We start from the raw sequence: 23,544 nt of genomic DNA on the forward strand, positions 1-23,544 counted from the left end.
GGTTATCGATCCACGTCGGCCATTACAAAGTCGATGCTGCCCAGATGCGCGATCAAATCGGGCACGAACCCGCCGTTGATGACGGCCGGAATGTGCTGCAGATGGGCAAAGCTGGGCGTACGAATTCGGGTGCGATAGCTCATGGTGTTGCCATCGCTGGTCAGGTAGTAGCTGTTAAGCCCCTTGGTCGCCTCGATCATCTGAAACGACTCGTTGGCCTTGAGTACCGGCCCCCAGGAGACCTGCAAAAAGTGCGTGATCAGCGTTTCGATATGCTGAAGCATCTTGTCGCGGGGCGGCGGTGTGGTCAGCGGGTGATCGGCCTTGTAGTCGCCCTCGGGCATGTTTTTCAGACACTGCTCGATGATGCGAAGACTCTGGCGCATCTCCTCGATGCGCATCATGCCGCGATCAAAAACATCGCCGTTGGTGCCCACCGGGATATCGAAATCAAAACGCTCATAGCCTGAATAGGGCTTGGCCTTGCGCAGGTCATATTTCAGGCCGGTGGCGCGAAGGTTGGGGCCGGTTACCCCCCAGGTCAGCGCCTCGGCGGTGGTATGCGTGGCAATGCCGACCGTACGCTCGCGCACGATCGAATTGTCCATCATGGCGCGCTCGTATTCGTCCAGCCGTGGCGGCATCCAGTCCAGAAACTCGCGCACCAGCCGGTCCCAACCGCGCGGCAGATCATGCGCCACGCCGCCAATACGAAACCACGCCGGGTGCATGCGAAATCCGGTAATGGCCTCGATCACACGATAGGCGCGCTGACGGTCGCTGAAGGTATAAAAGACCGGCGACATCGCCCCCAGATCCTGCAGGAAGGTGCCCAGAAACAGCAGGTGAGAGTTGATGCGAAACATCTCGGCCATCATCACGCGGATGGTTTCAGCGCGCGACGTGACGGTAATCCCGGCCAGTTTTTCGACCGCCAGGATATAGGGCAGGTTGTTCATGACCCCGCCGGTGTAATCGATCCGGTCGGTGTAGGGGATATAGCTGTGCCAGGACTGACGCTCGGCCATCTTCTCGGCGCCGCGATGGTGGTAGCCGATGTCCGGGACGCAGTCGACCACTTCTTCGCCGTCCAGCTGCAGGGCAATACGAAACACGCCGTGCACCGAGGGGTGATTGGGGCCCAGGTTCAGGAACATGTAGTCGGTATCACCACTCTGGCGCTTCATGCCCCAGTCTTCAGGATCGAAGCGCAGGGCTTCCTGCTCGCGGTCCTGGCCTTCCATCGTCAGCGTATAGGGATCAAATTCGGTCGCACGCGCCGGATAGTCCTTGCGCAGCGGATGCCCATGCCAGGTCGGCGGCATCAGCATGCGGCTCAGGTGCGGATGCCCTGCGAAATCAATGCCGAACATGTCAAAGACTTCACGCTCATACCAGTTGGCATTGAGATAGACGTTACACAGGGTCGGGACGCGCAGATCATCTTCATGCAGCGCCACCTTGATCATCAGCTCACTGTTACGCTCAAGCGACATCAGCTGATAAAACACCGTGAAGTCCGCCGGTGGCAGGCCCCGACGGTGCATGCGCAGACGCTCATCCACGCCGTGCAGGTCATAGAGCATGACAAAGGGCTTGTTGACCTGCTGCACGAAGCGCATGACCTCGATGAGCTGCTCACGCGCTACCCATACCACCGGCATGCCGGTCAGCGTGGGCTGCACCACCAGGTTCGCCTCGCCAAAGCGGGCCTTCAGCTCATCGACAATGGCGAAGGTTGTAGCGTCTGCCTGTGAAATCTCGGTCGTCATCCGTTATTTTCCATCGCCAGTGAACCGGACCCGCTCGCCTTGCGGTGACCCACGTGCCGGTAATTACACTTCATCAGGTGAACGCAGTTCGGTAACCGCAATACGCTCATCGCGTCTTTTTTCACGCTGGGAGGGCATTTCCGCCTTGTAAACGCCCTGATCCCCGACTACCCAGGTCAACGGACGACGCTCCTGCTGGATAGAGTCCTGCAATAGCTGCAGCCCCTGAAGGAAGGCTTCAGGTCGCGGCGGGCAACCCGGGATATAAACGTCGATGGGCAGGAACTTGTCGACACCCTGGACCACCGAATAGATGTCATACATGCCGCCGGAGTTGGCACACGAGCCCATCGAGATGACCCATTTGGGTTCCAGCATCTGGTCGTAGAGCTGCTGGATGATGGGCGCCATCTTGACGAAGCAGGTGCCTGAAATCACCATCACGTCGGCCTGACGGGGCGAGGCACGCAGCACCTCGGAGCCAAAGCGTGCAATGTCGTGTGGCGCGGTAAAGGCCGTGGTCATTTCGACGTAGCAGCAGGACAGCCCGAAGTTATAGGGCCACAGGGAGTTCTTGCGTCCCCAGTTGACGACGTTGTGCATGATGTTTTCGAGCTTGCCCATGAAAACATTGCGATGCACCTGGTCATCCATGGGATCATCAACAACGCGTCGCTCCCCGACCGGATACTGGCTGTTCTGGGGAGCATCAGGGTCGATGCGCGTAAGCTTGTAGGACATCCAGAGTCCTCCCGGAAAACATCATTGATCGGTACTGAGGTCCTTTCAGGCAGACATGGCTGCCTTTTGACACTCAGTCGTCGGCATGATCACGCTGGGCAGGCTGATGGACCTGATCCGGCTGCACGCGGCGTTTGGGCACCCAGTCCAGCGCCCCGACACGGCTGTCATAGATCAGGCCGGCCAGCAGGATAAAGATGAAGACACTGGCGCCAACAAGCCCGGTCCAGCCGGTTTCACGCACGGAAATGGCCCAGCCGAAGAGATAGAGGGCTTCTACATCGAAGATGACAAAAAGCATGGCCACCATGTAGAACTTGACCGAGAAACGCTGGTGGGCACTGCCGGTCGGCACAATGCCGGACTCGTAGGGCGTTTCCTTGGTGTGTCCCCATGCCCGGCCACCCAACAGGGCGGACGCGGTGATCATGAAGGTACACAGGGCCAGTACGGCGACAATGAAAACACCGACTGACCAGTTTTGGGCCAGTTGCGCTGCCAGATCCATGGACGCTCACTCATCTTGGTCTGCCCCGGCGACATTGCATCCACCAGAGCTTTCGTTATTCAACCACCCGGAGCGTGGTGTCCGAATGACAGGAAATTCTCGACTGCGGAAGGTCAGGTCAGCCTCGAGATCACCCTCGTTACATTAGAAGCCGGTGAGGGATTTTACCAATGCCATCATCAGCTTTTTTGATGTCGATTTTGGAATGTTCCCCCTGTAGCCTTCGTGTATCCAATCAAAATATTGCCATGCCACATTAGACTTTAGTTCTATGGGCAGCAATATCGTGGGCGTTGATACCTTCCGCGCTCACCTTTCGAGCCGTTGACAACCTCTGGACATCTCATGCGCCCGACCCATTTTCTCTCCATTGCCGGCACCGATCCCAGCGGGGGTGCAGGACAATCCGCCGATATCAAGACCGCCAGCGCCCTGGGGGCCTACACCACCAGTGTCCTGACAGCCGTGCTGGCCCAGAACACCTGTGGCGTGCGCGAGGTGATGGCACTGCCGCAGCCTCTGATTCGCGCTCAGCTGAACGCCGTGTTCGAGGATATCGACATCGATTGCGTCAAGATCGGCATGGTGAGTGATCTCGCCACGGCGCGGCTGATTCGGGAGTTCATCGAACGCTATCGACCGGCCCATGTCGTGCTGGATCCGGTCATGGTGGCCAAAAGTGGCGACATGCTGGTGGATCGTGACGGGTTTCACGCCGTACGCGATGTCCTGATTCCAATGGCCGACGTCATCACGCCCAATTTGCCGGAAGCAGCCGTGCTGCTGGACACTGACATCCCCGCCAGCCATGACGACATGGAAGCGATACTGCCCGGGCTCGGCGCACTGGGCAGCGACATTGTGGTGCTCAAGGGCGGCTATCTGGCCGGCGAGGTCAGTAATGACCTGGTGCTGACGCCTGACGGCACCCACTGGCTGGAAGCAGAGCGCGTCAGGACACGCTCGCTGCATGGCTCGGGATGCACGCTGGCGTCTGCCATCGCCGCACTGCTGCCGCGCCATGACACGCCGATCGAAGCGATCAGAGCGGCCAAGGCCTACATGACCCGGGCTTTAAAGGCTGCCGATCGACTGGAAGTCGGTCAGGGCCAGGGGCCGGCTCATCACTTTCACGCCTGGTGGTAGCTGTGGGGACAGGCAACCACTATCCTTTCAGCGGTGCCCCCTCCATTACCGACACCTGCAAGCGCCCCCCTTATCAACGGGCAAGGATTCAGCCATGAATACGACGCTGCTACTGGCCACTGATCTCTCTCATGAATGTGAGGCCGCCCTTGTACGGGCGCTGCACCTGTCGCAGCGCAGTCAATCGCGCCTGGACATCCTGCATGTCGTGGACCCCTATCTGCCCGAGCACACGCTTCCGGCGCTGGTGCATGCCATCGAGGAAGACATCGACCGCACGCTCAACAGGCTGTGCGAACATCACGAATTAAAGCGCCCGGCGGCCACCGAGATTCATATTGTCAGCGGCGTGCCCTATGCCGAAATCATCCGCGAAGCCTACGAACGCAGCGCCTCGATGATTATCATGGGCACCCACCGCAAGCAGGGTCAGCCGGACCTGATCGGTGGCACCACCCTGTCCCGCGTCATGCGCCGGGCGCCCTGTCCGGTGGTCAGTATCCCGCATGATGGCGAGCCGGACTGGCAGGACATTCTGGTGCCGGTCGACTTTTCACTCGCCTCACGTCACACCCTCAAGGAAGTGCTGATGCGCTTTCCCAACGTGCGCCTGACGCTGTTGCACGCCTGGGACATGCCGGTCGCGATGGAGCTTTGCAAAGGCACCAACTACCAGCACTGGCGCGATCTTGAGCGTCAGCGCCTGCGACAGCAGCTAGAACTTGAAACCGAGCGATTGATGAGTGACCTGCACGCCAAACCCGACTTGGAGCTGGTTCTGCAGCAGGGCGACCCCTCTCAGGTCCTGCTGGATCGATTGCGCCAGCAGCCGCCCGACCTGCTGGCGCTGGGCAGCCATATTCGCGTTGGCATCGGACGCTCTACCGACAGTCTGCTGGAGCGACTGCTGACCGAGACCCGCGGCGATCTGATGCTCTGTCGCACCTGGTAGCCGATGCGGCGCGCTCCGATGACAATATTGACGATGGAGAGACCATGCGAGCCCTGATTCAACGGGTAAGCCAGGCAAGCGTTCAGGTGGAAGGCAAACGCATTGGCGCCATCGATCAGGGGCTGCTGGCCCTGATCGGTGTCGAGCGCGATGACACCCCGGAGCGCGCCGAAAAGCTTTTGCACAAGATGCTCAACTATCGCATTTTCAGCGATGATCAGGGCCGCATGAATCTGGGGCTTTCAACGGTCGAAGGTGGCCTGCTGCTGGTCTCCCAGTTCACCCTGGTGGCCGATACCCGCAAGGGACTGCGCCCGGGGTTTTCCAACGGCGCGTCCCCGGCCGACGGTGAGCGGCTGTTCAATCATCTGGTCGAGCTCGCCCGCAAGGCTCACGCAAACGTCGAGACCGGCCGCTTTGGTGCCGACATGCAGGTCTCGCTGATCAATGACGGGCCCGTCACCTTCATGCTGGAAAGCTGACTGCTGGAAAGCCGACCCCTTCGAACTCTCACAAAGGCAGGCCTCATGAACACCTCTTCTTCTCCCGGGACTCGTGTGGCGTTGATCACCGGCGGCGCGCAGGGGATCGGACGCGGCATTACCGACTATCTCATCGCCCGTGACTGGTGTGTCGCGATCATCGATATCGATGAGGAAGCCATCGAGGAAATGCGCACGCGCCACGACGCCGAGACGCTGCTGGCCATCGCCGCCAGCGTCAGCGATGAAAGCGCGGTGAATGAAGCCTTCGAGCGCATCACACAATGGCAGGGCCGACTGGACCTTCTGATCAATAACGCAGGCCCGGCCGACCCGTATTGCGGACCGCTGGAATCGCTGTCGCTTGAACGCTGGCATCACTGGCTGGACAATCACCTGACAGGCGCCTTTCTCTGCTCACGTGCCGCAATTCCACTGCTGCGCCCGACGCAGGGGTCCATCATTCACATGGCCTCGACCCGGGCCCTGCAGTCCGAGCCTGAAAGCGAAGGCTATGCGGCCAGCAAGGGCGGCCTGCTGGCGCTGACCCATGCGATGGCAACAAGCCTTGGCCCGGACATTCGCGTCAATGCCATCTGCCCCGGCTGGATCGAGACCGGCGAGCATCAAAAGGCCGCCAATCGAAAGACGCCCTCCCATGATGAGACCGACCGCCAGCAGCATCCGGTCGGCCGCGTGGGCCATCCCGATGACATCGCAGCACTCGTGGCCTTTCTGGCAGGTCCGGAGGCCGGCTTCATCACCGGCCAGCACTTTCCCGTCGATGGCGGCATGACCCGCAAAATGATCTACGCCGAATAATCAAAACCGGATAGCCGGACACAAAACGGGCCGCCACAAGAGTGACGGCCCGGATCAGTGTTTATGTGGCCCGAATCAATGCTTCGGATGCCACTTGCCATCATCGCCCTTGTGATACTTCGACGCGACGGCCTTCCAGGCCACGGCGTGAGCCGTCTCTTCACGGGACGAATTTCCGCGGCGATCGGAGGGACTGTTGTACTCCTCCCAGGCACTGTTGAAGGCTTCCTTGTAGATGGTACGGGCATGCGGCGGCAGCACCTTGCGGGCGCTATCGGGAATGTCATCACGATGGTCGTAGGGCATCTCTCCTCCCTGAAATCTGCCGATTACAATCAATACCCGTTCAGTGTAGACCGATGACCGTCGCTGCCAACCGATGCTTCAGGAGGCGGTGAGCTGCGCCTGCATCTCCTCGAGCGCCTCTTCGGCCTCCATCCAGGCCTGTTCATCGCTTTCCAGCTGCGTCTTCCATTCGCCCTGCTCGCGTAGAAGCTCTGTCAGCCGGGCCTTCTGATCGGCTTCGTAAATCGCCGGGTCCGAGAGCTTTTCCTCGACCGCCTCGAGCGCTTTCTGGGCCTTTTCCATCGACTTCTCCACAGCGTCACGCTTTTTCTTCAAGGGCTTGAGCTGTTCGCGAAGTTCAGCCGCCGCGCGGCGCGTGGCCCGCCGATCCTCTTTGGGTGCTGCGCCCTCTTCGATCTCATCCGTCGACGCACGCGCAGCGCCAGTGAGGCGGTTTTTCAGCCACACTCGGTAGTCGTCCAGCGTGCCGTCAAAGGCCGCGACCCGACCATCGGCCACGCACCAGAACTCATCGACGCTGGCGCGCAGCAGGTGGCGATCGTGCGAAACGATCAGGACTGCACCGTCAAAGGCGGCCAGCGCCTCCGTCAGCGCATCACGCATGTCCAGATCCAGGTGGTTGGTCGGCTCATCGAGCAGCAGCAGGTTGGGCTTTTGCCAGGCAATCAGGGCCAGCGCCAGACGCGCCTTCTCTCCGCCCGAGAAGCGAGTGATCACCTCGAAGGCATCATCCCCACGGAAACCAAAACCGCCCAGAAAATCGCGAATGACCTGCTCGGAAGCCTGCGGTGACAGGCGCTGAACATGCGTGAAGGCACTGGCATTGAGATCCAGTGCGTCCAGCTGATGCTGGGCAAAGTAGCCGACCGCAAGATGCTCCCCCTCGGTACGCTCGCCCTTGAGCAGGGCCAGCTCTCCGGTCAGCGCCTTGATCAGCGTTGATTTACCCGCCCCATTGGGACCTAAAAGGCCGATACGACTGCCGGGAGCCAGTGACAGGCGCACATTTTCAACGATCGGCGCCTCGCCATAGCCGATGGCGGCGTGATCGATCGACAGCAGCGGGTGAGAAACCTTGTCGGAACAGGGCAGTCGAAAACGAAACGGCGATTCGGCACGCAGCGGCGCAATGTCTTCCATGCGCTCGAGCATCTTGAGCCGACTCTGGGCCTGCCTGGCCTTGGTCGCCTTGGCGCGAAAGCGGCGCACGAAGTCCTCGATCTCGGCGCGACGGGCCTGCTGTTTCTCGCGCTCGGCCTCGCGCTGGGCCAGTCGCTCGGCGCGCGTACGCTCAAAGGTCGTGAAGTTACCGCGATAGAGCTGCACGTGGCGCTGATCAAAGTGCACGATGTGATCGCACACGGCATCGAGAAAGTCCCGGTCGTGCGAGATCAAAAGCAGCGTGCCGGGATAGCGCACCAGCCACTGCTCAAGCCACAGCAACGCGTCCAGATCCAGGTGGTTGGTCGGCTCATCGAGCAGCATCAGATCGGACGGCTTGAACAGCGTCTGCGCCAGATTGGCGCGCATGCGCCAGCCCCCCGAGAAATCCGACAGCGGCCGCTCAAGATCGCGCTGGGCAAAGCCAAGACCGACCAGCAGCTGCTCGGCTCGGGCTTTGGCCGTATAGCCATCAAGTGACTCGATGGCGCCATGCAACTCGGCCTCACGGTGGTGCTCGCCAGTTTCGCGGGCGGCTTCCAGCGCCGCCTGTGTTTCGCGCAGGGCGTGATCGCCATCGAGCACGAAATCGGTCAGGCTGCGGGAAAGCGTCACGATCTCCTGACTCATGTGGGCAATGCGCACCCCGCCATTGAGCGCTATCTCGCCGCGTTCGGGCGTCAGTTGCCCCAGAATCAACTGGAAAAGGCTCGATTTGCCCGTGCCGTTGGCGCCCACGATACCGGCGTGGTGCCCCATCGAGAGCATGAAGTCTGCGGACTCGATCAGCGGGACCCCGCCGCGTTGGAGCTCGAGCTGGCGAAATGCGATCATGCAGTATCCTGTCCGGCCGGTTGCCGATAAGTGGTCGAATGAACAAGTCAATGGGTTCCCATTCTAACCGAAATCTCCCGGCGCTTTGGCCCTGGGCGCTGGCGCTTTATGAGTGTCCCGGCGTCAGCGACGCCCTGCTCGAGCTTCAGGATGAGGCAGGCCTTGATGTCTGCGAACTGCTCTGGGGTCTGTGGCTGCTGGCACATGACCGGGCACCGGTGGCAGACCTGGACTCGATGCTGGCGCCCGTACGCCAGTGGCAGCAGCACTATACGCAGCCGCTGCGCCAGCTCAGACGCGACCTCAAGGCGCAGGCCGCAGACCGTCCGGAACTTGAGCAGATGCGCACCCACATCAAAAAGGCCGAACTTCAAAGCGAGCGTGAAACGCTGCGCCAGCTCGAGGCACTGGCCGCGTCAGCCACCCAGACCCGCCCTGTACACCTGCCGTTTGAAGTCCTTTTAAGGCCACTGACTGGCGAGCTCAACGCGCGTCATCACCAGCTGATTTCCCATCTACGGCTTGAAAGTGAGAATATGGCGCCCACATCGTGCTGATAGTTCGTTAAAGATCGTTTGTGGAAAGACAGCCAACATTCCTTCAGGGATTGGCGTGATTTTTTTCATCGGGTGTTGTCCAACATCCCTTGATAACCATGTGTACAAGGAGATTTCATGAATAAACTGTTGAGCGCGGTCACTCTGAGCACGTTGATCATACTGACCGGCTGTTCCGATGCTGACGACGGCAAGGACAAGAACGCCGACAAGCAGGCAACGCAGGAACAGGCCCAGCAAAAGGGCGGCGACGATAGCGCCCAGAAAAAGGATGACTTCAAGTCCGATCAGGCACGGCTGGCCTATGCCGTTGGCGTCACGCTTGCGCGCAACCTTCATGAAGACATGAAGGATCTGGATGTTGATAACTTCACCAGTGGCATCAAGGACGTCTACGACGGCAGCGATATCCGTCTCAGCGATCAGCAGATTGGCGATGCCCTGCAGCAGTATCAGCAGCAGATGGTGGCCGACCAGCAAAAGCAGATGAAGCAGGAGGCTGATAAAAACGCCCAGACCGGCAAGCAGTTCCTGGAAGAAAACGCTGGCAAGGAAGGCGTCAAGACCACTGACTCCGGCCTTCAGTATCGCGTCATGGATGAAGGTGACGACAGCGCCACACAGCCCGGCGATGAAGATCAGGTTCGCGTCAATTACGAAGGCCGCACCATTGATGGCAACGTCTTTGACAGCTCCTATGAGCGTGGCGAGCCGGTGACCTTCCAGGTCGATCAGGTCATTCCCGGCTGGCAGGAAGCGCTGAAGATGATGCACCCGGGCGACAAGTGGGAAATCTACGTGCCGTCCGATCTGGCCTACGGCGAAGCGGGCACCGGCCCGATCGGTCCGAACCAGACCCTGATCTTCAAGGTAGAGCTGCTTGGCGTGGGCGATGATGCCACCAGCGCAGACAGCGATGACACCAGTGCCGATCAGGCAGACGATGCCAGCGTTGATCAGGCAGAAGGCACCAAAGCCCAATAGGCCAGCCAGGCCGGCAATACGGGGCGCTTTCTTAACCACCGGGCCTGATCGCCCGGTGGTTTTTTAGTGCCTGACAACCTGTTACAGACGGTGGATAAACCCTGCTCGAACACCCTGTGGATAAGGTTGTGAGGTTCTCTATAATGACTACCGCAGCACCTGTGCATAAATGTCGCACTTCCCTTTCCACCTTATGGCACTTCCTGCAAAGAAAAATGACATAAAACTCATAACACTTTGTTTCTCATCATTATTTAGAAAAACATGAGTCAACGGAGTGAAATTATCCACTTTGGGTGGCTTTGCTTTCTGTCAAGCAAAAATTCCCAACGCCGTGTGGATAATTAATAGGGAAATTCATGTTTCAGATCGCGTGACATTGTGCATCAGTGACACGGTAGTGACAGATCGTACCAGCTGCCCAAAAGTCCCCTGGGGGTGGTCACCACAAGACTGCCTCTTGCACGGTGGGTGTCGGTTCCACACAGCGGAATATCAAACGTACCGCGGTAGTGACCCGCCGATACGGCATCCAGAGTCATGGCTGTCTGACGCCAGCGACTGCCGGTTTCTTCAAGCTGCATCCTCACCTCTTCCGCCTTCAACCCGGTGAGCACCATCTCTACGCTCAGCTGCCCTTTCTGATAGTTCCACTGCGTCTGCATATCACCGAATCGCCCCAGAGCCGTAAAACAGCGCTCCTCCAGCGGTTGACAGTCAAGTTCGGGCGCAAACCAGGTCACCTGCGATCGATTGCCGGCCCCGACGTAGTAATAACCCAGATAGGCGATGGCCACGGTAACCGTCATCAATGTGACCACCACCAGCGTGTTGAGCCAGCGAAGCGAGGGGATTCGAGCAGGAGAATCGGGTATCGACATGGAGCGTCCGGTGATCGAGCAGGCGTTGGACAACGCCCGGCAGCAGTCATGAAGCCGGGCGCCAATAACAGCAGGCATTCATTTAAAAAATATTCTCATTTGTCTTGACCGGCCAAATGAGAATGGTTATCTTTGAGATGTGGTGATCGCCAGTCACCACATGAACAACCCGATATGTCAGGTATCGAGTGGTTCATCTCCTCATCAAGCTAGTCACGGTCCTTGAGCCGCCCGATTGGGCGGCTTTTTTACGTCGGCCATGAAGACCTTCCGACATCGAACCCTGGACACCGCCCGTGATGCCGGCTGGATCAGTCACTGCGCTGATAGATCAGATCCCAGACGCCATGACCCAGCCGCTCACCGCGGGTTTCAAACTTGGTCAGGGGACGAAAGTCCGGGCGCGGAACGTAATCTCCCTCAGGTGCCAGCGTCACGAACCCGGGCGCCTCGTTCATGGTCTCGACCATGTATTCAGCGTAGGGCTGCCAGTCGGTCGCCATGTGGAAGCGGCCTTGCGGCTCGAGCACGCGACGCACCCGCTCAATGAAGGCCGGCTGCAGGATTCGACGCTTGTGATGGCGTTTTTTGGGCCAGGGATCAGGGAAGAAGAGCTGCAGCGTATTGACCGATTCGGCCGGCAGGCAGTCATCGAGCACCTTGAGTGCATCCTCGCGATACACCCGCACGTTGGACAATCCTGCCTTGTCGACATCATCGAGCAGCTTGCCCACCCCCGGTGGATGGACCTCGATGCCGATAAAGTCGGTGTCCGGGTTGGCCATGGCCTGCTCGAGCAGCGAGCTCCCCATGCCAAAGCCGATCTCGACCACACACGGCGCCCGGCGCCCGAACAGCGCTTCCAGATCCAGCCGCCCGTGAGCGAGTGTCAGTCCCAGGCGCGGAAAAACGTCTTCCAGACCGCGACGCTGGGCCAGGGTCATGCGCCCGCTGCGAACCACATAACTCTTGATGCCGCGATGCGGCGTGTCTTCGCCGGACTCGGGAGCCGGCGCGGTGTCTTCTGTCATCACAAATATCGTCAAAAACGGTGGAACGGGTCATGCCCCGGATCAGCCGGTGATCAGGCCTTCCGTGGGCGATGAAGGGCTGGCGGCATAGGTTTTTCTGCCCATGCGCTCGGCCAGGCGGGCTTCACGCCCGGCTTCAACGGCCTTTTTCATGGCACTGGCCATCAGGATAGGCTGACGGGCGTGGGCGATGGCCGAGTTGACCAGTACCCCGTCGCAGCCTAGCTCCATGGCCATGGCCGCATCGGACGGCGTGCCGATACCGGCATCGACCAGTACCGGTACGCGGGCGTTGTCGATGATCAGTGACAGGGCATGCGGATTGAGCAGGCCGTGACCGGAGCCAATCAGCGACCCCAGCGGCATGACCGCACAGCAGCCGATCGACTCAAGCTCGGCGGCCACGATCGGGTCGTCACTGGTATACACCATGACATCAAAGCCATCCTCGACGAGCGTACGCGCCGCGCTGAGGGTCTCCATCACATTGGGATAGAGCGTATGGTCGTTGCCCAGCACTTCCAGCTTGACGAGGTTGTGACCATCAAGCAGCTCGCGGGCGAGCTGACAGGTGCGTACTGCGTCACGCGCGTTATAGCAGCCGGCCGTGTTGGGCAGGATGGTATAGCGCTCGGGAGAGATGACATCGAGCAGATTGGGCTCATCCGGATTCTGGCCGATGTTGGAGCGGCGCACGGCCACCGTCACGATTTCAGCGCCGCTGGCCGCAACGGCGGCGCCGGTTTCTTCAAGGTCTCGATACTTGCCGGTACCGACCAGCAAACGCGAAGCGAAGGTTCGCCCGGCAATCTGCAAGGGGGTATCCCACCGGGAATCGGTGCTCATGATGTTCTCCTCGAACCCGACGCACGGGTTCTGATCCAGTCATTGTCGGCGCGGGCGTCTCAGCCGCCGCCGATGGCATGAACGATCTCGACACGATCGCCCTCGTTGAGCGTCGTTGTCGCATGGCGAGTGCGCGCCACAATGGCCTCATTGACTTCCACGGCAATGCGCCGCCCGGTCAGCCCAAGCGACTCGACCAGATCGGCAACACTTTCGATCCGGTCGACCCGCCGCACCTCCCCGTTGATGTATAGCTGCATGTCACATCCTGCGTTGTCGTCAGGGACGACGCATTATAACGTCGAGGCCGGAGGCACTCCTACTGCTTCGCGGCGTTTTCCGAAGGCGTCCAGACACCTTTTGCCAGCTGCTCGGGATGCTTGAGCACGGAGGGATCAAATACCGGCTCCCTGACCCCGTTTTTGCGCTGGCGCTCGTAGTCCTTCAACACGCGCAGCGCTACCGGCGCCAGCAGCAGCATGGCGATCAGGTTGGTGGTCGCCATCAGGCCCATCGCGAGATCGGCAAAGTTCCACACAAACGTCAGGTTGGCCACCGCACCGATCATGACCATGGCGAGAATCATGAGACGGATAATCGATACTGCCCGATCACCGTGGCGCGGGAACAGATACTCGACGTTGACCGCGCTGTAGGCGAAGTTGGCCAGAATCGAGGTGAAGGCAAAAAAGAAGATCGCAATGGCAATGAAGATTTCACCGAAGCTGCCCAGGTGATCGACCATCGCTTCCTGAGTCAGGGTAATCCCCTCGATGGACTGACCGGGCGAGGTCGTCATCAGCGTGTCATACACACCGGAAAGCAGAATCACCACGGCCGTACAGGTGCAGATGATCAGGGTATCAATGACCACACCAAAGGACTGCACCAGACCCTGCGCCGCCGGATGTTTGACGGTGGCCGTGGCCGCCGCGTTGGGCGCCGAGCCCATGCCGGCCTCGTTGGAGAACAGTCCGCGCTTGATGCCGTTTTCCATCGCCACCTTGATGGAGTAGCCCGCTGCACCACCAATGGCCGGACCAAACCCGAAGGCACTCTTGACGATCAGTGCCAGCATTTCCGGTACGTCACCAAGGTTGGTGAAAAGGACATAGAGCGCGACCAGCAGATAGGCAATCGCCATGAGCGGTACGATCTTTTCGGCCGCGCGTGCCACCGAGCGAATCCCGCCGTAGATGACCAGTGCAGTCAGGGCGACCAGTACGACCCCCGTAATCCAGGTCGGCACGGCAAAGGCGCTGTCGACGGCCTGGGCGATGGTATTGGACTGCGCCCCACAAAAGGCCAGACCAAAGGCAATAATCAAAAAGATGGCGAACAGACAGCCCATCCAGCGTTGGCCAAGCCCTCGCTCGATGTAATAGGCCGGGCCACCGCGAAAGACGCCATCCTTGTGCTCGACCTTGTAGACCTGCCCAAGAGTAGATTCGATAAAGGCCGTGGCCAGACCGATGATGGCGGTCATCCACATCCAGAAGATGGCGCCAGGGCCGCCGACCCACAGTGCCAGGGCGACACCGGCCAGGTTACCGGTGCCCACGCGCGCGGCCAGTGAGGTCGCAAAGGCCTGGAAGGCACTGACGCCCTCACCGCTGCCCCGGCTGGTAAAGGTCACGCGAGCCATATGGCCTATCAGACGAAACTGCATGAACCGGGTTGCGACAGTAAAGATGATGCCGGCGCCAAGCAGTAGATAAACCAGTATGAACGACCAGATAAAACCGCTGATCGGGTTCGTTACGGCATAAATGGCATTTTCAACGGTAGTGATAAATTCCATGGGAAATCCCCGCCATGCCTCGCTGTCACAGAGGCATTACTCTTGTGGTGTGTTATTGATCAGAGCCACCGACCCACACGCGCTACCTGGTGGCTCGGGCGCGTGCGTGCGACCATACACGGATTCAAGGGCGAATGCCCGATTCGATAGGAGTATACCCGATGCCATCACGCCTTCTCTGGCTTGTTGCGGCCCTGTCGGGACTGGGCGTTGTGGTGCTGGGTGCATGGGGCGCCCATGGCCTGGCGGACCGGCTGGACGCCCGCGCCCTCAACGCCTGGCATACCGGTGTACGCTATCAGGCCTGGCATACGCTGGCCTTCATGATGATTCTGATCTGGCGTGAGGTCGTGGCCCTCAAGGGGCAGCGTATCGTGCTGATGCTCTGGGGGGCAGGTGTTGTGCTGTTTAGCGGTTCGCTGTATCTGCTGGCACTGGGCGGCCCGGCCCTGCTGGGGCCGATCACGCCGCTGGGAGGTCTTGCGATGATGGCCGGCTGGGCCATGCTGGCCGTCACTGCCTTGCGCCGACGCCCCGAGCCCTCATAATGATCCCGGGCTGCGCGACCGGCGTGGCGTGAACATGAGCGTTCATGACAATGTCCTTACCCGATTTTTCCGATCTGCTGGAGGCTGGCCCGCTGGCCCCCCTGTCCCTGCCGCCCTCCGGCGTGATGGACCAGTATTTTCGTCATTACGGACTGGACACGCTGATCACGCAGGTCAGTGACATCGAGTCGGGCCACGTGCAGGTCGGCGAGTTTCGCCTCTGGACCCAGGTCTGGACGCCGCGTGTTTCGCTGCGCGGCACGATCATGGTCGTACACGGCTATTTCGATCATCTGGGCCTTTATGGCCATCTGCTGCGACTGTTGCTGGACAGCGGATTTCGCGTCGTGCTCTGGGATCTGCCGGGGCACGGACTGTCCAGCGGCGAGCGTGCCGCCATCGATGACTTTGCCACCTACACTCAGTGCCTGCGGGCGCTGCTCACGCAGCTGGGTGACAAGGGCCTTGTACAGCCACCGTTGATCGGGCTAGGACAGAGTACCGGCGCCGCCATCGTCACCACCGATGTTCTGGAGCGCCCTGAGCGTCATCCCTGGCAGGCGCTGGTACTGCTGGCGCCGCTGGTACGGCCCTGCAAGTGGCATCGTTCTCATCTGATGCACCGCCTGGCCACACCCTTTATCCGCAGTATTCCGCGCCATTACCGGCCCAATACGACCAATCTCGACTTTACGGCGTTTTTGCATCAAAGGGATCCGCTGCAGGCCAGGGCTCTGCCGCTGGTCTGGGTCGCGGCCATGCGCGACTGGATGGCCCATGTCCGAGGGCTGCCGCCCTGCACGCTGCCGGTGCTGATTTTGCAGGGACAACAGGATGCCACCGTGGACTGGCAGTGGAACCTCAAGGTGCTGCGTCGGCTGCTGCCGGCGGCCCGAATCGTCTATCATCCAGACGCCCGACATCATCTGGTCAACGAGTCACCGGATATTCGCCAGGCCCTTTTCAGGGATCTGCACCATTTTCTGATCACACAGACCGAAGGCCCATGCACTGCCACTGCCGATATGCCCGGACCACCGTCATGATGCGATGGATTTGCGTGGCGCTTTTGACCCTGCTGATGGCAGGCTGCGCCGGAATGGACAGCGATACCGCCCGTCATCGTACGCCCCTTGAAAATCTGGGCCAGACTGCGGCGGCCGACGTGCTAAAGGCCCCGCCCTGGCCGGATGGCACGGACAGTCGCGTCATTCTTGTCACGCCGGTTCAGGCCGATGCCGACTTCGGGACCCGGGCTGATGCCCGCTTCAATGATGCCCTGACGCGTCGACTGCTCAGCGCCCGGCAGGCGCCACAGGTACTGTCCGTGAGCGAGGCACCGGCGCAGCCCGATGCGCCTGCCAATCAATGGCGACTCTCCTCGCGCCTGCAGGCACCGCTGGGGGCCATCACCCTGTCGGATCGAAAGCTTTATCCCTATACACTAACGTTGACGCTCAGGCGCGGCGACAGTGACGATATCTGGTGGCAAAAGGAGATCGACGGCGCCCTTGATGCGCTGGGCCTGCCCCTGTCGGAAGCCGCCATGACGCCGGCGCCCTGATCTGCTCTCACCGGCCTGATTTCCTACATTCATGACGTGGAGTGTGTTTTCGTGCGTGCATCTCATCTTGATCGCGAAGGGCCGACCAACCCCTTCCCGGGACGTCAGGCACTGGAGCGACGTCTGGGCCATGCGCTGCCTCATCAGCTGGGCTCCAACGAAGGTCTGGACATGCCGCATCGCGCGCTGACCGAGGCGCTGGGTGCACCGGTGGCCGAGCTGGCACGCACCTACGGGGATGCTCAGGCCTTTGAACTGCGCCAGCAGCTGGCCAAACAGCTGGGCACCCCACGTGACACCCTGCTGGTGGATGCCGGCGCTGACAGCCTGATCGCCCTGACCCTGCGCGCCCTGTGCGATACCGGCTCGACCGTGATCACCAGTGCCGGCACCTATCCCACCTTTCGCTACTTTGCCGAGGGCCATGGCTGTCGTCTGGTCGAGGTGGCCTATCAGCAGGCCCCAGGTAGGCTGGCGCCCGATGTTGACGCCCTGATTCAGGCCGCTTGGCTGCATCACGCAAGGCTTGTCTATCTGGCCAACCCGGACAACCCCGGCGGTCACTGTCTGAACGCCACCGATATCGCCTGTCTCGTCGACAATCTGCCACCGACCTGCCATCTCCTGCTGGATGAGGCCTATCATGAATTTCGCCCCGACCAGGGCGACAACACGCCTTTAGCGGGTGTCGTGCGCCTTCGCACCTTCTCCAAGGCTCACGGGCTGGCCGGTCTTCGCATCGGTTACGCCATCGCCGACCCCGAGCTGCTGGAGGTGATGTACAAGGTACGCATTCACTACGCCGTCTCCTCGGTGGCGCAGGCGGCCGCAGCCGTGGTACTGACTCACGTTGAGGAGGTTGAGCGCCACGTCCAGAGCGTGATTGAACGACGCGAGCAACTGGCCGAGCAACTACAGGCATGGGGCGCCGAGGTGCTGCCCTCGGCCACCAACTTCGTGGCCATTCGCATGCCCGGGCCCGAAAGCGCTCTTGAAGTACAGCAGGCACTGCTGGCAGACGGCGTGATTGTTCACCGCCCGCCACACCCGGCGCTCGGCGATATCCTGCGTATTTCAGCCGTCGAAGACGCTTTGGTGCCGGGTCGCCTGAGTGCCCTGCAAAACGCCTTGGTTAAATAATTCAGTGATTATCCTGCATCGCGGTGTCAGGTCGATCGCAATGACCATGGCTCTTCGGTGTTCATCTACTACTACACATTCATGAAGGTTTTATTAAAATTTTCTGGACAAGGGAGTAGTTCATTTCTTACATTTACCAACAGTAACACTCTCATCAACATCATTTACCAGCGTGTGGTCGGCGGCTTTACTGCAAGGTGAGCACTGCTTCAATTGTGCCTGAGACACACGCTGTTCTGATGCCTTTACCGGACGCCTGTCATGCCTTCTGTCGTGCTTCCCCATCGATGGCGCCCTCGTCGACTGCGACAGGATTTTAAAAAGCCGATCTCCTTTGGAAATTCGCCATGGCAATGGTGGATCAGCCACGACAGGTACGCCGAAACCTTTGCTCGTCGTATGGATGCCTTTTTGAATCAGGGGCAGGACGGTCACGATGTTGAAACCTTACGAACCTTCAAGGGGCGCAGCACCTATCGCATTCACGGCGAACATGGTGACGCCTTTGCCAAACGCATTCCGCTGCTGACCCTTCGAAAACGGTTTGGCGCCCTGACAGGCCATCAAAATTCTCTCCTGGGTTTTGATCATGGCAGTGCCGAGGTTACCAATGCCCTAGCAATGCATGAGCGCACTTCTCATGGGCTTCCGGTGTTTTGTATGGGCGAGCGCCTGAGCTACGGTGTTCCCCATCAGCAGCTTCTGATCCAGCCGTGGCTTGATGGCACTATAGGCCTTGGTGAGCTGTGGCATTCGACCTCTTCCTGCCATCGTCAACAGCTGCTGCTGCGAGTCGAAGAACTTCTTGCCTCATTGCATGGCGCGCGCCTTTTCCATATGGACCTGCATCACGGCAATATCATGATCGACCCTGATGATGCGACATCAACCCTGCATGCTATCGATTGTGACAAGATGGTGGTCGACGTTGCCCGGCCAGAGCTGGCAACAGCCCTTCACATTGGCAAGCTGTTGCGTGAGCTGGAAGGACGTGAGCCCGAGCATTTCCTCAGACAGCTATCACTTGCACGACACATGCAGCGCCGTATCACCGGCAAGGTTGAGCTCAGCGAGGAAGTAGATGCCCTGTTGGCCGTCTCACTACGCTACAGAATGAGTAAAACCATCTCGCGACGTCGGCTGCTCATATCACCCTTCAACACTATCGAGGGTAGAAAGCTGGAAGCCAGGGCACGGCGTACCTATAAAAACAGGGATATGCCTCTTATAAACTGGCAGGATCTTCAGATGCCGGAGCACGATGTGGATTGCGTTATTCCGTCTTCATTGTAATCTCGATGCCGTCTTGCGGGCTGTCTCTTTCAGCGATGGCTTTTGTTATTTTCCTCTTTCCCGCTGCCTTTCCTCTCTCTGTTTTCTCGCCCTTTCCCCAAGGTACTTTTCGGCCAGGTATGGCTTGCCAGACAGAAGGTCTGCACAGATTTTATTAAAAAAATATTAAAATTGTCTGGACGTAAGAAAACATTGTTTCTATTCTTGCCGAATTGCATCGTTAGCCTGTTAAGCAACAGGGCTTGTGCTTGATTCGAGGGGGCTGACCTCTCTGGAATCGGCTTTTCTATATTCAGGTCGGGCAGGTTCATTTTCATGATGTTCACGACAGCGACAGGTCGCCGCCTGGGACGCCCCGACGTCCTTCAACGCCATTTTCATGGCCCCATCCGCTTTCCCGGTTCCGACTGGCAGTGGTGGCTGGCCGATGATGATGCTGCCCGTGACGCTGCCGAGCGCATAGATCGGCATCTGCGCGCGGGTGACACGAAGACCGTGACCACCCTGCGTGAGCGCAAGGGACGCAGCATCTTTCGCATCCAGTCCGAGCAGGGGGATTTCTTTGCCAAGGAAATTGCCCTGAGACCGTCGCGAAAGTGTTTTGGCGCTTTTTTTGGCCTCCAGAACCGGCTTTTCGGCTACGACCACGGCAGTGCCGAAGTCGACAATACGCTGACACTCAATGACCGGACCCATCAGGGCCACGAGGTCCTGTGTCTGGGCGAGCGTTTGCGCGCCGGCCTGCCAACGCGTCAGCTTCTGATCCAGCCCTGGCTTGAAGGCTGGATCAATCTGGGGGATGCCTTCCAGGCGGCTGACGAGCACGGGCGCCGTTCGCTTTTGTATCGCATGGAAGCCCTGCTCAAGGCCATGCATGACGCCCGGATCTGCCATCTGGACATTAATAACGGCAACCTGATGGTGTCGACACAGGATGGAGAAGCGCCTCTGCGCGCCATCGACTGCGCCAAAATGGAGACGCGGGTTACTCAGCCGGCCGTGTCCACGGCGCTTCAGATCGGCAAGATGCTGCGTGAACTCTACGGTCGTGACGAAGCAGATCTTGCCACACGCTATGCCCAGGCACGCGCCATGCAGCGCCGTATTGCCGGCGCAGACGGTGTGAACGAGACCACCGATACCCTGCTGGCCCTGTCCCTGCGCTATCGGCTGAGCAAGAGTCTGTCCCGTCGCAAGCTGGTCACCGCCCCTTGCGTCAATATTGATGGCCCGGCGCTGGAGAAGTGCGTGCGCGCCTCAAAAAAGAATGCGGACGTACCCGTCATTGTCTGGGCGCAGGATCACCCGGCCATGGCAGATGAAGTACCGGCCTATTCCGGCCACTGATGCCCCTGGCCGGCCTGACCTGGCGCTAAAAGCCGCTACGCTCTAGAGAGTTGCCATCACTGGTCTGTCTGGAGCGCCCCGTCATGAGTCACCACCCCGGCATTTTCAAGCCACTGCCTGCCGAATACTTCCGCCACCCCGAAGAAGGGGGAGCCACCAACGTCGAGACACGCCTGTCCCGACTGCCGGGCTATCTCACCCCCAACTGTCAGTTCTTTGTGCGCAGCCATTTCGATATCCCCGAGCTTGAGGCCGCTGACTGGCGGCTGACGCTGACCGGGAATGCCCTGTCACGCGAACAGTCTGTGAGTCTTGCCGATCTCGAGCGACTCCCGCGCGTCAGTGTCATTCGCGCCATCGAATGTGCCGGCAATGCGCGCGCCTGCTTTGCCCGCGACTTCGGCACGGCCGCCGAAGGCGCCCAGTGGGGCCAGGGCGCGGTCGGGGTGGCGGAATGGAGCGGCGTGCGTCTGCGCGACGTGCTGGCCCTGGCAGGCCTTGAAGACGACGCCTTTCATGTGCTGCCGGAAGGGCTCGACAGCGGCCGCTTTGCCCGTCCACTGCCGATCGACAAGGCACTCGCCGATGACACGATCGTGGCACTGGCCATGAACGGCGAACCGCTACCGATCGACCACGGATTTCCGGCGCGACTGGTCGTCTCCGGCTGGCTGGGCGCGGCCAGCGTCAAATGGCTGGGTCGCCTTGAGGTGTCGCGTGATGCGCTCAACACGTACTGGAACACGCAGGACTACACCCTGGCCGGCCCCGATTATCCGGCCGAAGGCGAGGCCGACGGTGTGCCCATCACCACCATGCCGGTCATGAGTCTGGTGGATCTTGAAGACGATGCCCGATTCGGCGCCGGAGACGCGATTCTGCGTGGGCGCGCCCTGTCGGGTGAGGGGCAGATCACCGCGGTGGAATGCCGTCTTGATGACGGCGCGTGGCAGAACGCCACCCTGCACACCCCCAACATCGCCGGCGCCTGGGTCTGCTGGTCACTGACCTGCCAGCTCGACGCCGGCCGCCATGTTTTGCAGGTACGCGCCCGTGACGACCGCGGCCATGAACAGCCGGACAGCATGATCTGGAACGATCATGGCTGTCTATATAACGCCGTGACGCGGGTCACGTTTTATGCCGATGATCGTGAAGCCGACTGCCAGCCACAGGACCGGATCACTTCTCGATGACATACATCCGCTCGGGATCGAATTGCTCCGGCCAGTCACGGCGCAGCAGCACCTGGCCGTCGTCGCGCAGGGCGGCGATGGCAGAAAGGTCCAGCTCGACATGCAGCCACGAGCTGCGATCGATCGTAATGTTTTCACTTTGTGCTACCACGCCGTTGGCCGGCATGCCGATATCAGCCGGTACGTAGAGCCCGGCACGCCCGTAGTTGTAATCCAGTGCCTGCGACCAGGCCGCCTCGCCTACCGTAGGCGATACGGCCACGGCAATCTGGTTTTCCAGCGCCCTGGCCCGCGCGCCGGTGCGTACCCGGTAATAACCGGACTCGGTATCGGTGCAGCTCGGTGAGACGATCAGGTCCACGCCCTGCTCGGCCAGTAAGCGCGCGGCCATGGGAAACTCGTTGTCGTAGCAGATCAGAATGCCGAGCCTGCCAAGCGCCGTATCAAACACCTGCAGGCCGCTGCCGCCTTCAATGCCCCAGTGCTCGCGCTCAAAGCGCGTCATGATCAACTTGTCCTGGGTACCGATCAGTCCACTGGGGCCAAACATCCAGGCACGGTTGCGATAGACGCCGTCATCGTCCAGCACCGGCGCGCTGCCCGGCACCAGATGGATCCCGAAACGCTTCGCCAGCGCTTCACACTGTTCAAGCCAGGCCGGCAGCATCGGCTGCAGGGCCGCAATGGAGGCATGCAGATCACCGCGCACGTCCGGCGGCATCTGGCCGGTCATGACCAGGCTTGAATATTCCGGCATGACCAGAAGCTCGGCACCGCGGCGGGCCGCCTGTTCAATGAGTGACTCGAGATGTTCTCGATACTCATGCGGGTGTTCAAACAGCTCGATGGCGTACTGACACAGGGCCAGATGCATGGGCACTCCTTGATAAAAGGGAAAATCGGGGGCGGACGCCCCGGAGGTCGCGGCGACCTCAGTCGAGCGTCTTGAGCCAGAAACGCAGCGTTTTGTGGTCCGGCGCCGTGGCGTCGATGTCCTGCCACTCATAGCGGGCGTAGAGTTCGGGGCGGTGCGTATAACCGCGCCGCTGCCAGAAGGCGTCCAATGGCTGATAACCCGCCGGGCGCAGCGGATGATCGACAGGGCGCTCTACCGCGCAGAAGGCCGTATGACGTACGCCGGCAAGCGCTCTGGCATGGGCCTCGCGCACCTCGAAAAAGCGCACCCCCAGCCCCTGGCCGCGATACTCGGGCAACAAAATGGATTCGCCGAAATAGCAGACGGTCTCAACCTCGATGCCCTGTTCGATAAAGGGACGCCTGAACGCCTCATCCTCATGGGCCAGCGGCAGGGCCGTGCTCATGCCCACGACCTGTTCACCATCGAGCACCAGCACACAGAGACTGTCATCGCTTTGCGCGTAGGTTTCCAGATAGTCACGCTCGTAGTCGAGCGAGCCATCATAGAGATAGGGGAACTCACGAAAGACCCGGATGCGCAGCGCCGCCAGCGCGTCAAGCCACTGTCGAATCTGCGCGCCCTGAAGATGAATCAGCTGCATCGAAACGCCTCCGTACCCTGTCAACGGATCGTGCAGGATAGCGTACCGACGAGGGGGATGCTGCCCCGAACCGGCGCCTGTCTGTCCACAGGCGCCGGCGCGGGCATTCATG

At 60.2% G+C, this 23,544-nt stretch carries 26 protein-coding genes; 13 read left to right on the plus strand and 13 right to left on the minus strand.

What is annotated here, in order from left to right:
* Window positions 1-2: 2 nt before the first annotated feature.
* From nuoC to ACUN8C_RS15125, 3 genes are all read right to left on the minus strand, one after another.
* A complete protein-coding gene (gene nuoC / locus ACUN8C_RS15115) occupies window positions 3-1,772 on the minus strand; it encodes an NADH-quinone oxidoreductase subunit C/D (protein ID WP_445619987.1) in 1,770 nt (589 codons plus the stop codon).
* 63 nt (window positions 1,773-1,835) lie between these two features.
* Window positions 1,836-2,513 carry a NuoB/complex I 20 kDa subunit family protein gene (locus ACUN8C_RS15120; protein ID WP_108841551.1) on the minus strand — a complete coding sequence of 226 codons (678 nt, stop codon included), beginning with the start codon at window positions 2,511-2,513 and terminating at the stop codon, window positions 1,836-1,838.
* 73 nt (window positions 2,514-2,586) lie between these two features.
* Window positions 2,587-3,021: an NADH-quinone oxidoreductase subunit A gene (locus ACUN8C_RS15125; RefSeq protein ID WP_108841550.1), complete on the minus strand. Its 435-nt coding sequence runs from the start codon at window positions 3,019-3,021 to the stop codon at window positions 2,587-2,589.
* A gap of 345 nt (window positions 3,022-3,366) precedes the next feature.
* Between ACUN8C_RS15125 and thiD the strand changes: the two genes are divergently transcribed.
* From thiD to ACUN8C_RS15145, 4 genes are all read left to right on the plus strand, one after another.
* Window positions 3,367-4,167, plus strand: coding sequence for a bifunctional hydroxymethylpyrimidine kinase/phosphomethylpyrimidine kinase (gene thiD / locus ACUN8C_RS15130; protein ID WP_445619988.1), 801 nt, complete (start codon window positions 3,367-3,369; stop codon window positions 4,165-4,167).
* A gap of 94 nt (window positions 4,168-4,261) precedes the next feature.
* Window positions 4,262-5,119, plus strand: a complete 858-nt coding sequence (locus ACUN8C_RS15135; protein ID WP_445619989.1) for a universal stress protein — start codon at window positions 4,262-4,264, stop codon at window positions 5,117-5,119.
* A 44-nt stretch (window positions 5,120-5,163) separates the two neighbouring features.
* Window positions 5,164-5,601 (plus strand): D-aminoacyl-tRNA deacylase, encoded by a 438-nt coding sequence (gene dtd, locus ACUN8C_RS15140; protein ID WP_445619990.1) that lies wholly within the window; start codon window positions 5,164-5,166, stop codon window positions 5,599-5,601.
* Between the two features lie 45 nt (window positions 5,602-5,646).
* Window positions 5,647-6,423, plus strand: coding sequence for an SDR family oxidoreductase (locus ACUN8C_RS15145; protein ID WP_445619991.1), 777 nt, complete (start codon window positions 5,647-5,649; stop codon window positions 6,421-6,423).
* Window positions 6,424-6,498: 75 nt separating this feature from the next.
* Here ACUN8C_RS15145 and ACUN8C_RS15150 read toward each other — a convergent pair whose 3' ends face one another.
* Window positions 6,499-6,729, minus strand: coding sequence for a ChaB family protein (locus tag ACUN8C_RS15150; RefSeq protein WP_445619992.1), 231 nt, complete (start codon window positions 6,727-6,729; stop codon window positions 6,499-6,501).
* 78 nt (window positions 6,730-6,807) lie between these two features.
* Entirely contained in the window at window positions 6,808-8,724 is a 1,917-nt protein-coding gene (locus tag ACUN8C_RS15155) for an ABC-F family ATP-binding cassette domain-containing protein (protein ID WP_445619993.1), read from the minus strand.
* A gap of 50 nt (window positions 8,725-8,774) precedes the next feature.
* On the opposite strand from ACUN8C_RS15155, the gene ACUN8C_RS15160 reads away from it, so the two are divergent.
* The gene (locus ACUN8C_RS15160) at window positions 8,775-9,281 is read left to right on the plus strand and encodes a TIGR02444 family protein (RefSeq protein ID WP_445619994.1); all 507 of its coding nucleotides are present in this window, start codon (window positions 8,775-8,777) and stop codon (window positions 9,279-9,281) included.
* 117 nt (window positions 9,282-9,398) lie between these two features.
* The gene (locus ACUN8C_RS15165; protein WP_445619995.1) at window positions 9,399-10,265 is read left to right on the plus strand and encodes an FKBP-type peptidyl-prolyl cis-trans isomerase; all 867 of its coding nucleotides are present in this window, start codon (window positions 9,399-9,401) and stop codon (window positions 10,263-10,265) included.
* A 386-nt stretch (window positions 10,266-10,651) separates the two neighbouring features.
* On the opposite strand, the gene ACUN8C_RS15170 is transcribed toward ACUN8C_RS15165, so the two are convergent.
* From ACUN8C_RS15170 to ACUN8C_RS15190, 5 genes are all read right to left on the minus strand, one after another.
* On the minus strand, window positions 10,652-11,146 hold the full coding sequence (locus ACUN8C_RS15170; protein ID WP_445619996.1) for a hypothetical protein: 495 nt from the start codon (window positions 11,144-11,146) through the stop codon (window positions 10,652-10,654).
* Between the two features lie 311 nt (window positions 11,147-11,457).
* Entirely contained in the window at window positions 11,458-12,177 is a 720-nt protein-coding gene (gene trmB / locus ACUN8C_RS15175; protein ID WP_445619997.1) for a tRNA (guanosine(46)-N7)-methyltransferase TrmB, read from the minus strand.
* Between the two features lie 42 nt (window positions 12,178-12,219).
* Window positions 12,220-13,023, minus strand: coding sequence for a thiazole synthase (locus ACUN8C_RS15180; RefSeq protein WP_445619998.1), 804 nt, complete (start codon window positions 13,021-13,023; stop codon window positions 12,220-12,222).
* A gap of 59 nt (window positions 13,024-13,082) precedes the next feature.
* Entirely contained in the window at window positions 13,083-13,283 is a 201-nt protein-coding gene (gene thiS / locus ACUN8C_RS15185; RefSeq protein WP_445619999.1) for a sulfur carrier protein ThiS, read from the minus strand.
* A gap of 59 nt (window positions 13,284-13,342) precedes the next feature.
* Window positions 13,343-14,824, minus strand: coding sequence for an alanine/glycine:cation symporter family protein (locus ACUN8C_RS15190; RefSeq protein ID WP_445620000.1), 1,482 nt, complete (start codon window positions 14,822-14,824; stop codon window positions 13,343-13,345).
* A gap of 161 nt (window positions 14,825-14,985) precedes the next feature.
* Between ACUN8C_RS15190 and ACUN8C_RS15195 the strand changes: the two genes are divergently transcribed.
* The 5 genes from ACUN8C_RS15195 to ACUN8C_RS15215 all read left to right on the plus strand — a co-directional run bounded on the left by ACUN8C_RS15195 (window position 14,986) and on the right by ACUN8C_RS15215 (window position 19,369).
* The gene (locus tag ACUN8C_RS15195) at window positions 14,986-15,372 is read left to right on the plus strand and encodes a DUF423 domain-containing protein (RefSeq protein WP_445620001.1); all 387 of its coding nucleotides are present in this window, start codon (window positions 14,986-14,988) and stop codon (window positions 15,370-15,372) included.
* Window positions 15,373-15,416: 44 nt separating this feature from the next.
* Entirely contained in the window at window positions 15,417-16,418 is a 1,002-nt protein-coding gene (locus tag ACUN8C_RS15200) for an alpha/beta hydrolase (protein ID WP_445620002.1), read from the plus strand.
* On the plus strand, window positions 16,415-16,936 hold the full coding sequence (locus ACUN8C_RS15205; RefSeq protein WP_445620003.1) for a hypothetical protein: 522 nt from the start codon (window positions 16,415-16,417) through the stop codon (window positions 16,934-16,936). Before ACUN8C_RS15200 ends, ACUN8C_RS15205 begins: the two co-directional genes overlap by 4 nt.
* Window positions 16,937-16,987: 51 nt before the next feature.
* Window positions 16,988-18,076 (plus strand): pyridoxal phosphate-dependent aminotransferase, encoded by a 1,089-nt coding sequence (locus tag ACUN8C_RS15210; protein ID WP_445620004.1) that lies wholly within the window; start codon window positions 16,988-16,990, stop codon window positions 18,074-18,076.
* A gap of 261 nt (window positions 18,077-18,337) precedes the next feature.
* Entirely contained in the window at window positions 18,338-19,369 is a 1,032-nt protein-coding gene (locus tag ACUN8C_RS15215; RefSeq protein WP_445620005.1) for a hypothetical protein, read from the plus strand.
* A gap of 29 nt (window positions 19,370-19,398) precedes the next feature.
* On the opposite strand, the gene ACUN8C_RS15220 is transcribed toward ACUN8C_RS15215, so the two are convergent.
* Complete coding sequence (locus ACUN8C_RS15220; RefSeq protein ID WP_445620006.1) at window positions 19,399-19,686, minus strand: hypothetical protein; 288 nt, start codon at window positions 19,684-19,686, stop codon at window positions 19,399-19,401.
* Here ACUN8C_RS15220 and ACUN8C_RS15225 point away from each other — a divergent pair.
* Together ACUN8C_RS15225 and ACUN8C_RS15230 are read left to right on the plus strand one after the other, a co-directional pair.
* Window positions 19,685-20,716 carry a lipopolysaccharide kinase InaA family protein gene (locus tag ACUN8C_RS15225; RefSeq protein ID WP_445620007.1) on the plus strand — a complete coding sequence of 344 codons (1,032 nt, stop codon included), beginning with the start codon at window positions 19,685-19,687 and terminating at the stop codon, window positions 20,714-20,716. The two genes, ACUN8C_RS15220 and ACUN8C_RS15225, sit on opposite strands and share 2 nt — an antisense overlap.
* 83 nt (window positions 20,717-20,799) lie before the next feature.
* Entirely contained in the window at window positions 20,800-21,912 is a 1,113-nt protein-coding gene (locus tag ACUN8C_RS15230; RefSeq protein WP_445620008.1) for a sulfite oxidase, read from the plus strand.
* On the opposite strand, the gene ACUN8C_RS15235 is transcribed toward ACUN8C_RS15230, so the two are convergent.
* Window positions 21,899-22,786, minus strand: coding sequence for a carbon-nitrogen hydrolase family protein (locus ACUN8C_RS15235; protein ID WP_445620009.1), 888 nt, complete (start codon window positions 22,784-22,786; stop codon window positions 21,899-21,901). The genes ACUN8C_RS15230 and ACUN8C_RS15235 overlap by 14 nt on opposite strands.
* A gap of 58 nt (window positions 22,787-22,844) precedes the next feature.
* Window positions 22,845-23,432, minus strand: coding sequence for a GNAT family N-acetyltransferase (locus ACUN8C_RS15240; protein WP_445620010.1), 588 nt, complete (start codon window positions 23,430-23,432; stop codon window positions 22,845-22,847).
* Window positions 23,433-23,544 lie beyond the last annotated feature (112 nt).

This window comes from Kushneria sp. Sum13 (assembly GCF_052692355.1).

Excerpts from the sequence above, each read along its gene's own strand:
- nuoC (WP_445619987.1), bottom strand. The coding sequence starts at position 1,772 with ATGACGACCGAGATTTCACAGGCAGACGCTACAACCTTCGCCATTGTC.
- ACUN8C_RS15120 (WP_108841551.1), bottom strand. The coding sequence starts at position 2,513 with ATGTCCTACAAGCTTACGCGCATCGACCCTGATGCTCCCCAGAACAGC.
- ACUN8C_RS15125 (WP_108841550.1), bottom strand. The coding sequence starts at position 3,021 with ATGGATCTGGCAGCGCAACTGGCCCAAAACTGGTCAGTCGGTGTTTTC.
- thiD (WP_445619988.1), top strand. The coding sequence starts at position 3,367 with ATGCGCCCGACCCATTTTCTCTCCATTGCCGGCACCGATCCCAGCGGG.
- ACUN8C_RS15135 (WP_445619989.1), top strand. The coding sequence starts at position 4,262 with ATGAATACGACGCTGCTACTGGCCACTGATCTCTCTCATGAATGTGAG.
- dtd (WP_445619990.1), top strand. The coding sequence starts at position 5,164 with ATGCGAGCCCTGATTCAACGGGTAAGCCAGGCAAGCGTTCAGGTGGAA.
- ACUN8C_RS15145 (WP_445619991.1), top strand. The coding sequence starts at position 5,647 with ATGAACACCTCTTCTTCTCCCGGGACTCGTGTGGCGTTGATCACCGGC.
- ACUN8C_RS15150 (WP_445619992.1), bottom strand. The coding sequence starts at position 6,729 with ATGCCCTACGACCATCGTGATGACATTCCCGATAGCGCCCGCAAGGTG.
- ACUN8C_RS15155 (WP_445619993.1), bottom strand. The coding sequence starts at position 8,724 with ATGATCGCATTTCGCCAGCTCGAGCTCCAACGCGGCGGGGTCCCGCTG.
- ACUN8C_RS15160 (WP_445619994.1), top strand. The coding sequence starts at position 8,775 with ATGGGTTCCCATTCTAACCGAAATCTCCCGGCGCTTTGGCCCTGGGCG.
- ACUN8C_RS15165 (WP_445619995.1), top strand. The coding sequence starts at position 9,399 with ATGAATAAACTGTTGAGCGCGGTCACTCTGAGCACGTTGATCATACTG.
- ACUN8C_RS15170 (WP_445619996.1), bottom strand. The coding sequence starts at position 11,146 with ATGTCGATACCCGATTCTCCTGCTCGAATCCCCTCGCTTCGCTGGCTC.
- trmB (WP_445619997.1), bottom strand. The coding sequence starts at position 12,177 with ATGACAGAAGACACCGCGCCGGCTCCCGAGTCCGGCGAAGACACGCCG.
- ACUN8C_RS15180 (WP_445619998.1), bottom strand. The coding sequence starts at position 13,023 with ATGAGCACCGATTCCCGGTGGGATACCCCCTTGCAGATTGCCGGGCGA.
- thiS (WP_445619999.1), bottom strand. The coding sequence starts at position 13,283 with ATGCAGCTATACATCAACGGGGAGGTGCGGCGGGTCGACCGGATCGAA.
- ACUN8C_RS15190 (WP_445620000.1), bottom strand. The coding sequence starts at position 14,824 with ATGGAATTTATCACTACCGTTGAAAATGCCATTTATGCCGTAACGAAC.
- ACUN8C_RS15195 (WP_445620001.1), top strand. The coding sequence starts at position 14,986 with ATGCCATCACGCCTTCTCTGGCTTGTTGCGGCCCTGTCGGGACTGGGC.
- ACUN8C_RS15200 (WP_445620002.1), top strand. The coding sequence starts at position 15,417 with ATGACAATGTCCTTACCCGATTTTTCCGATCTGCTGGAGGCTGGCCCG.
- ACUN8C_RS15205 (WP_445620003.1), top strand. The coding sequence starts at position 16,415 with ATGATGCGATGGATTTGCGTGGCGCTTTTGACCCTGCTGATGGCAGGC.
- ACUN8C_RS15215 (WP_445620005.1), top strand. The coding sequence starts at position 18,338 with ATGCCTTCTGTCGTGCTTCCCCATCGATGGCGCCCTCGTCGACTGCGA.
- ACUN8C_RS15225 (WP_445620007.1), top strand. The coding sequence starts at position 19,685 with ATGATGTTCACGACAGCGACAGGTCGCCGCCTGGGACGCCCCGACGTC.
- ACUN8C_RS15220 (WP_445620006.1), bottom strand. The coding sequence starts at position 19,686 with ATGAAAATGAACCTGCCCGACCTGAATATAGAAAAGCCGATTCCAGAG.
- ACUN8C_RS15230 (WP_445620008.1), top strand. The coding sequence starts at position 20,800 with ATGAGTCACCACCCCGGCATTTTCAAGCCACTGCCTGCCGAATACTTC.
- ACUN8C_RS15235 (WP_445620009.1), bottom strand. The coding sequence starts at position 22,786 with ATGCATCTGGCCCTGTGTCAGTACGCCATCGAGCTGTTTGAACACCCG.
- ACUN8C_RS15240 (WP_445620010.1), bottom strand. The coding sequence starts at position 23,432 with ATGCAGCTGATTCATCTTCAGGGCGCGCAGATTCGACAGTGGCTTGAC.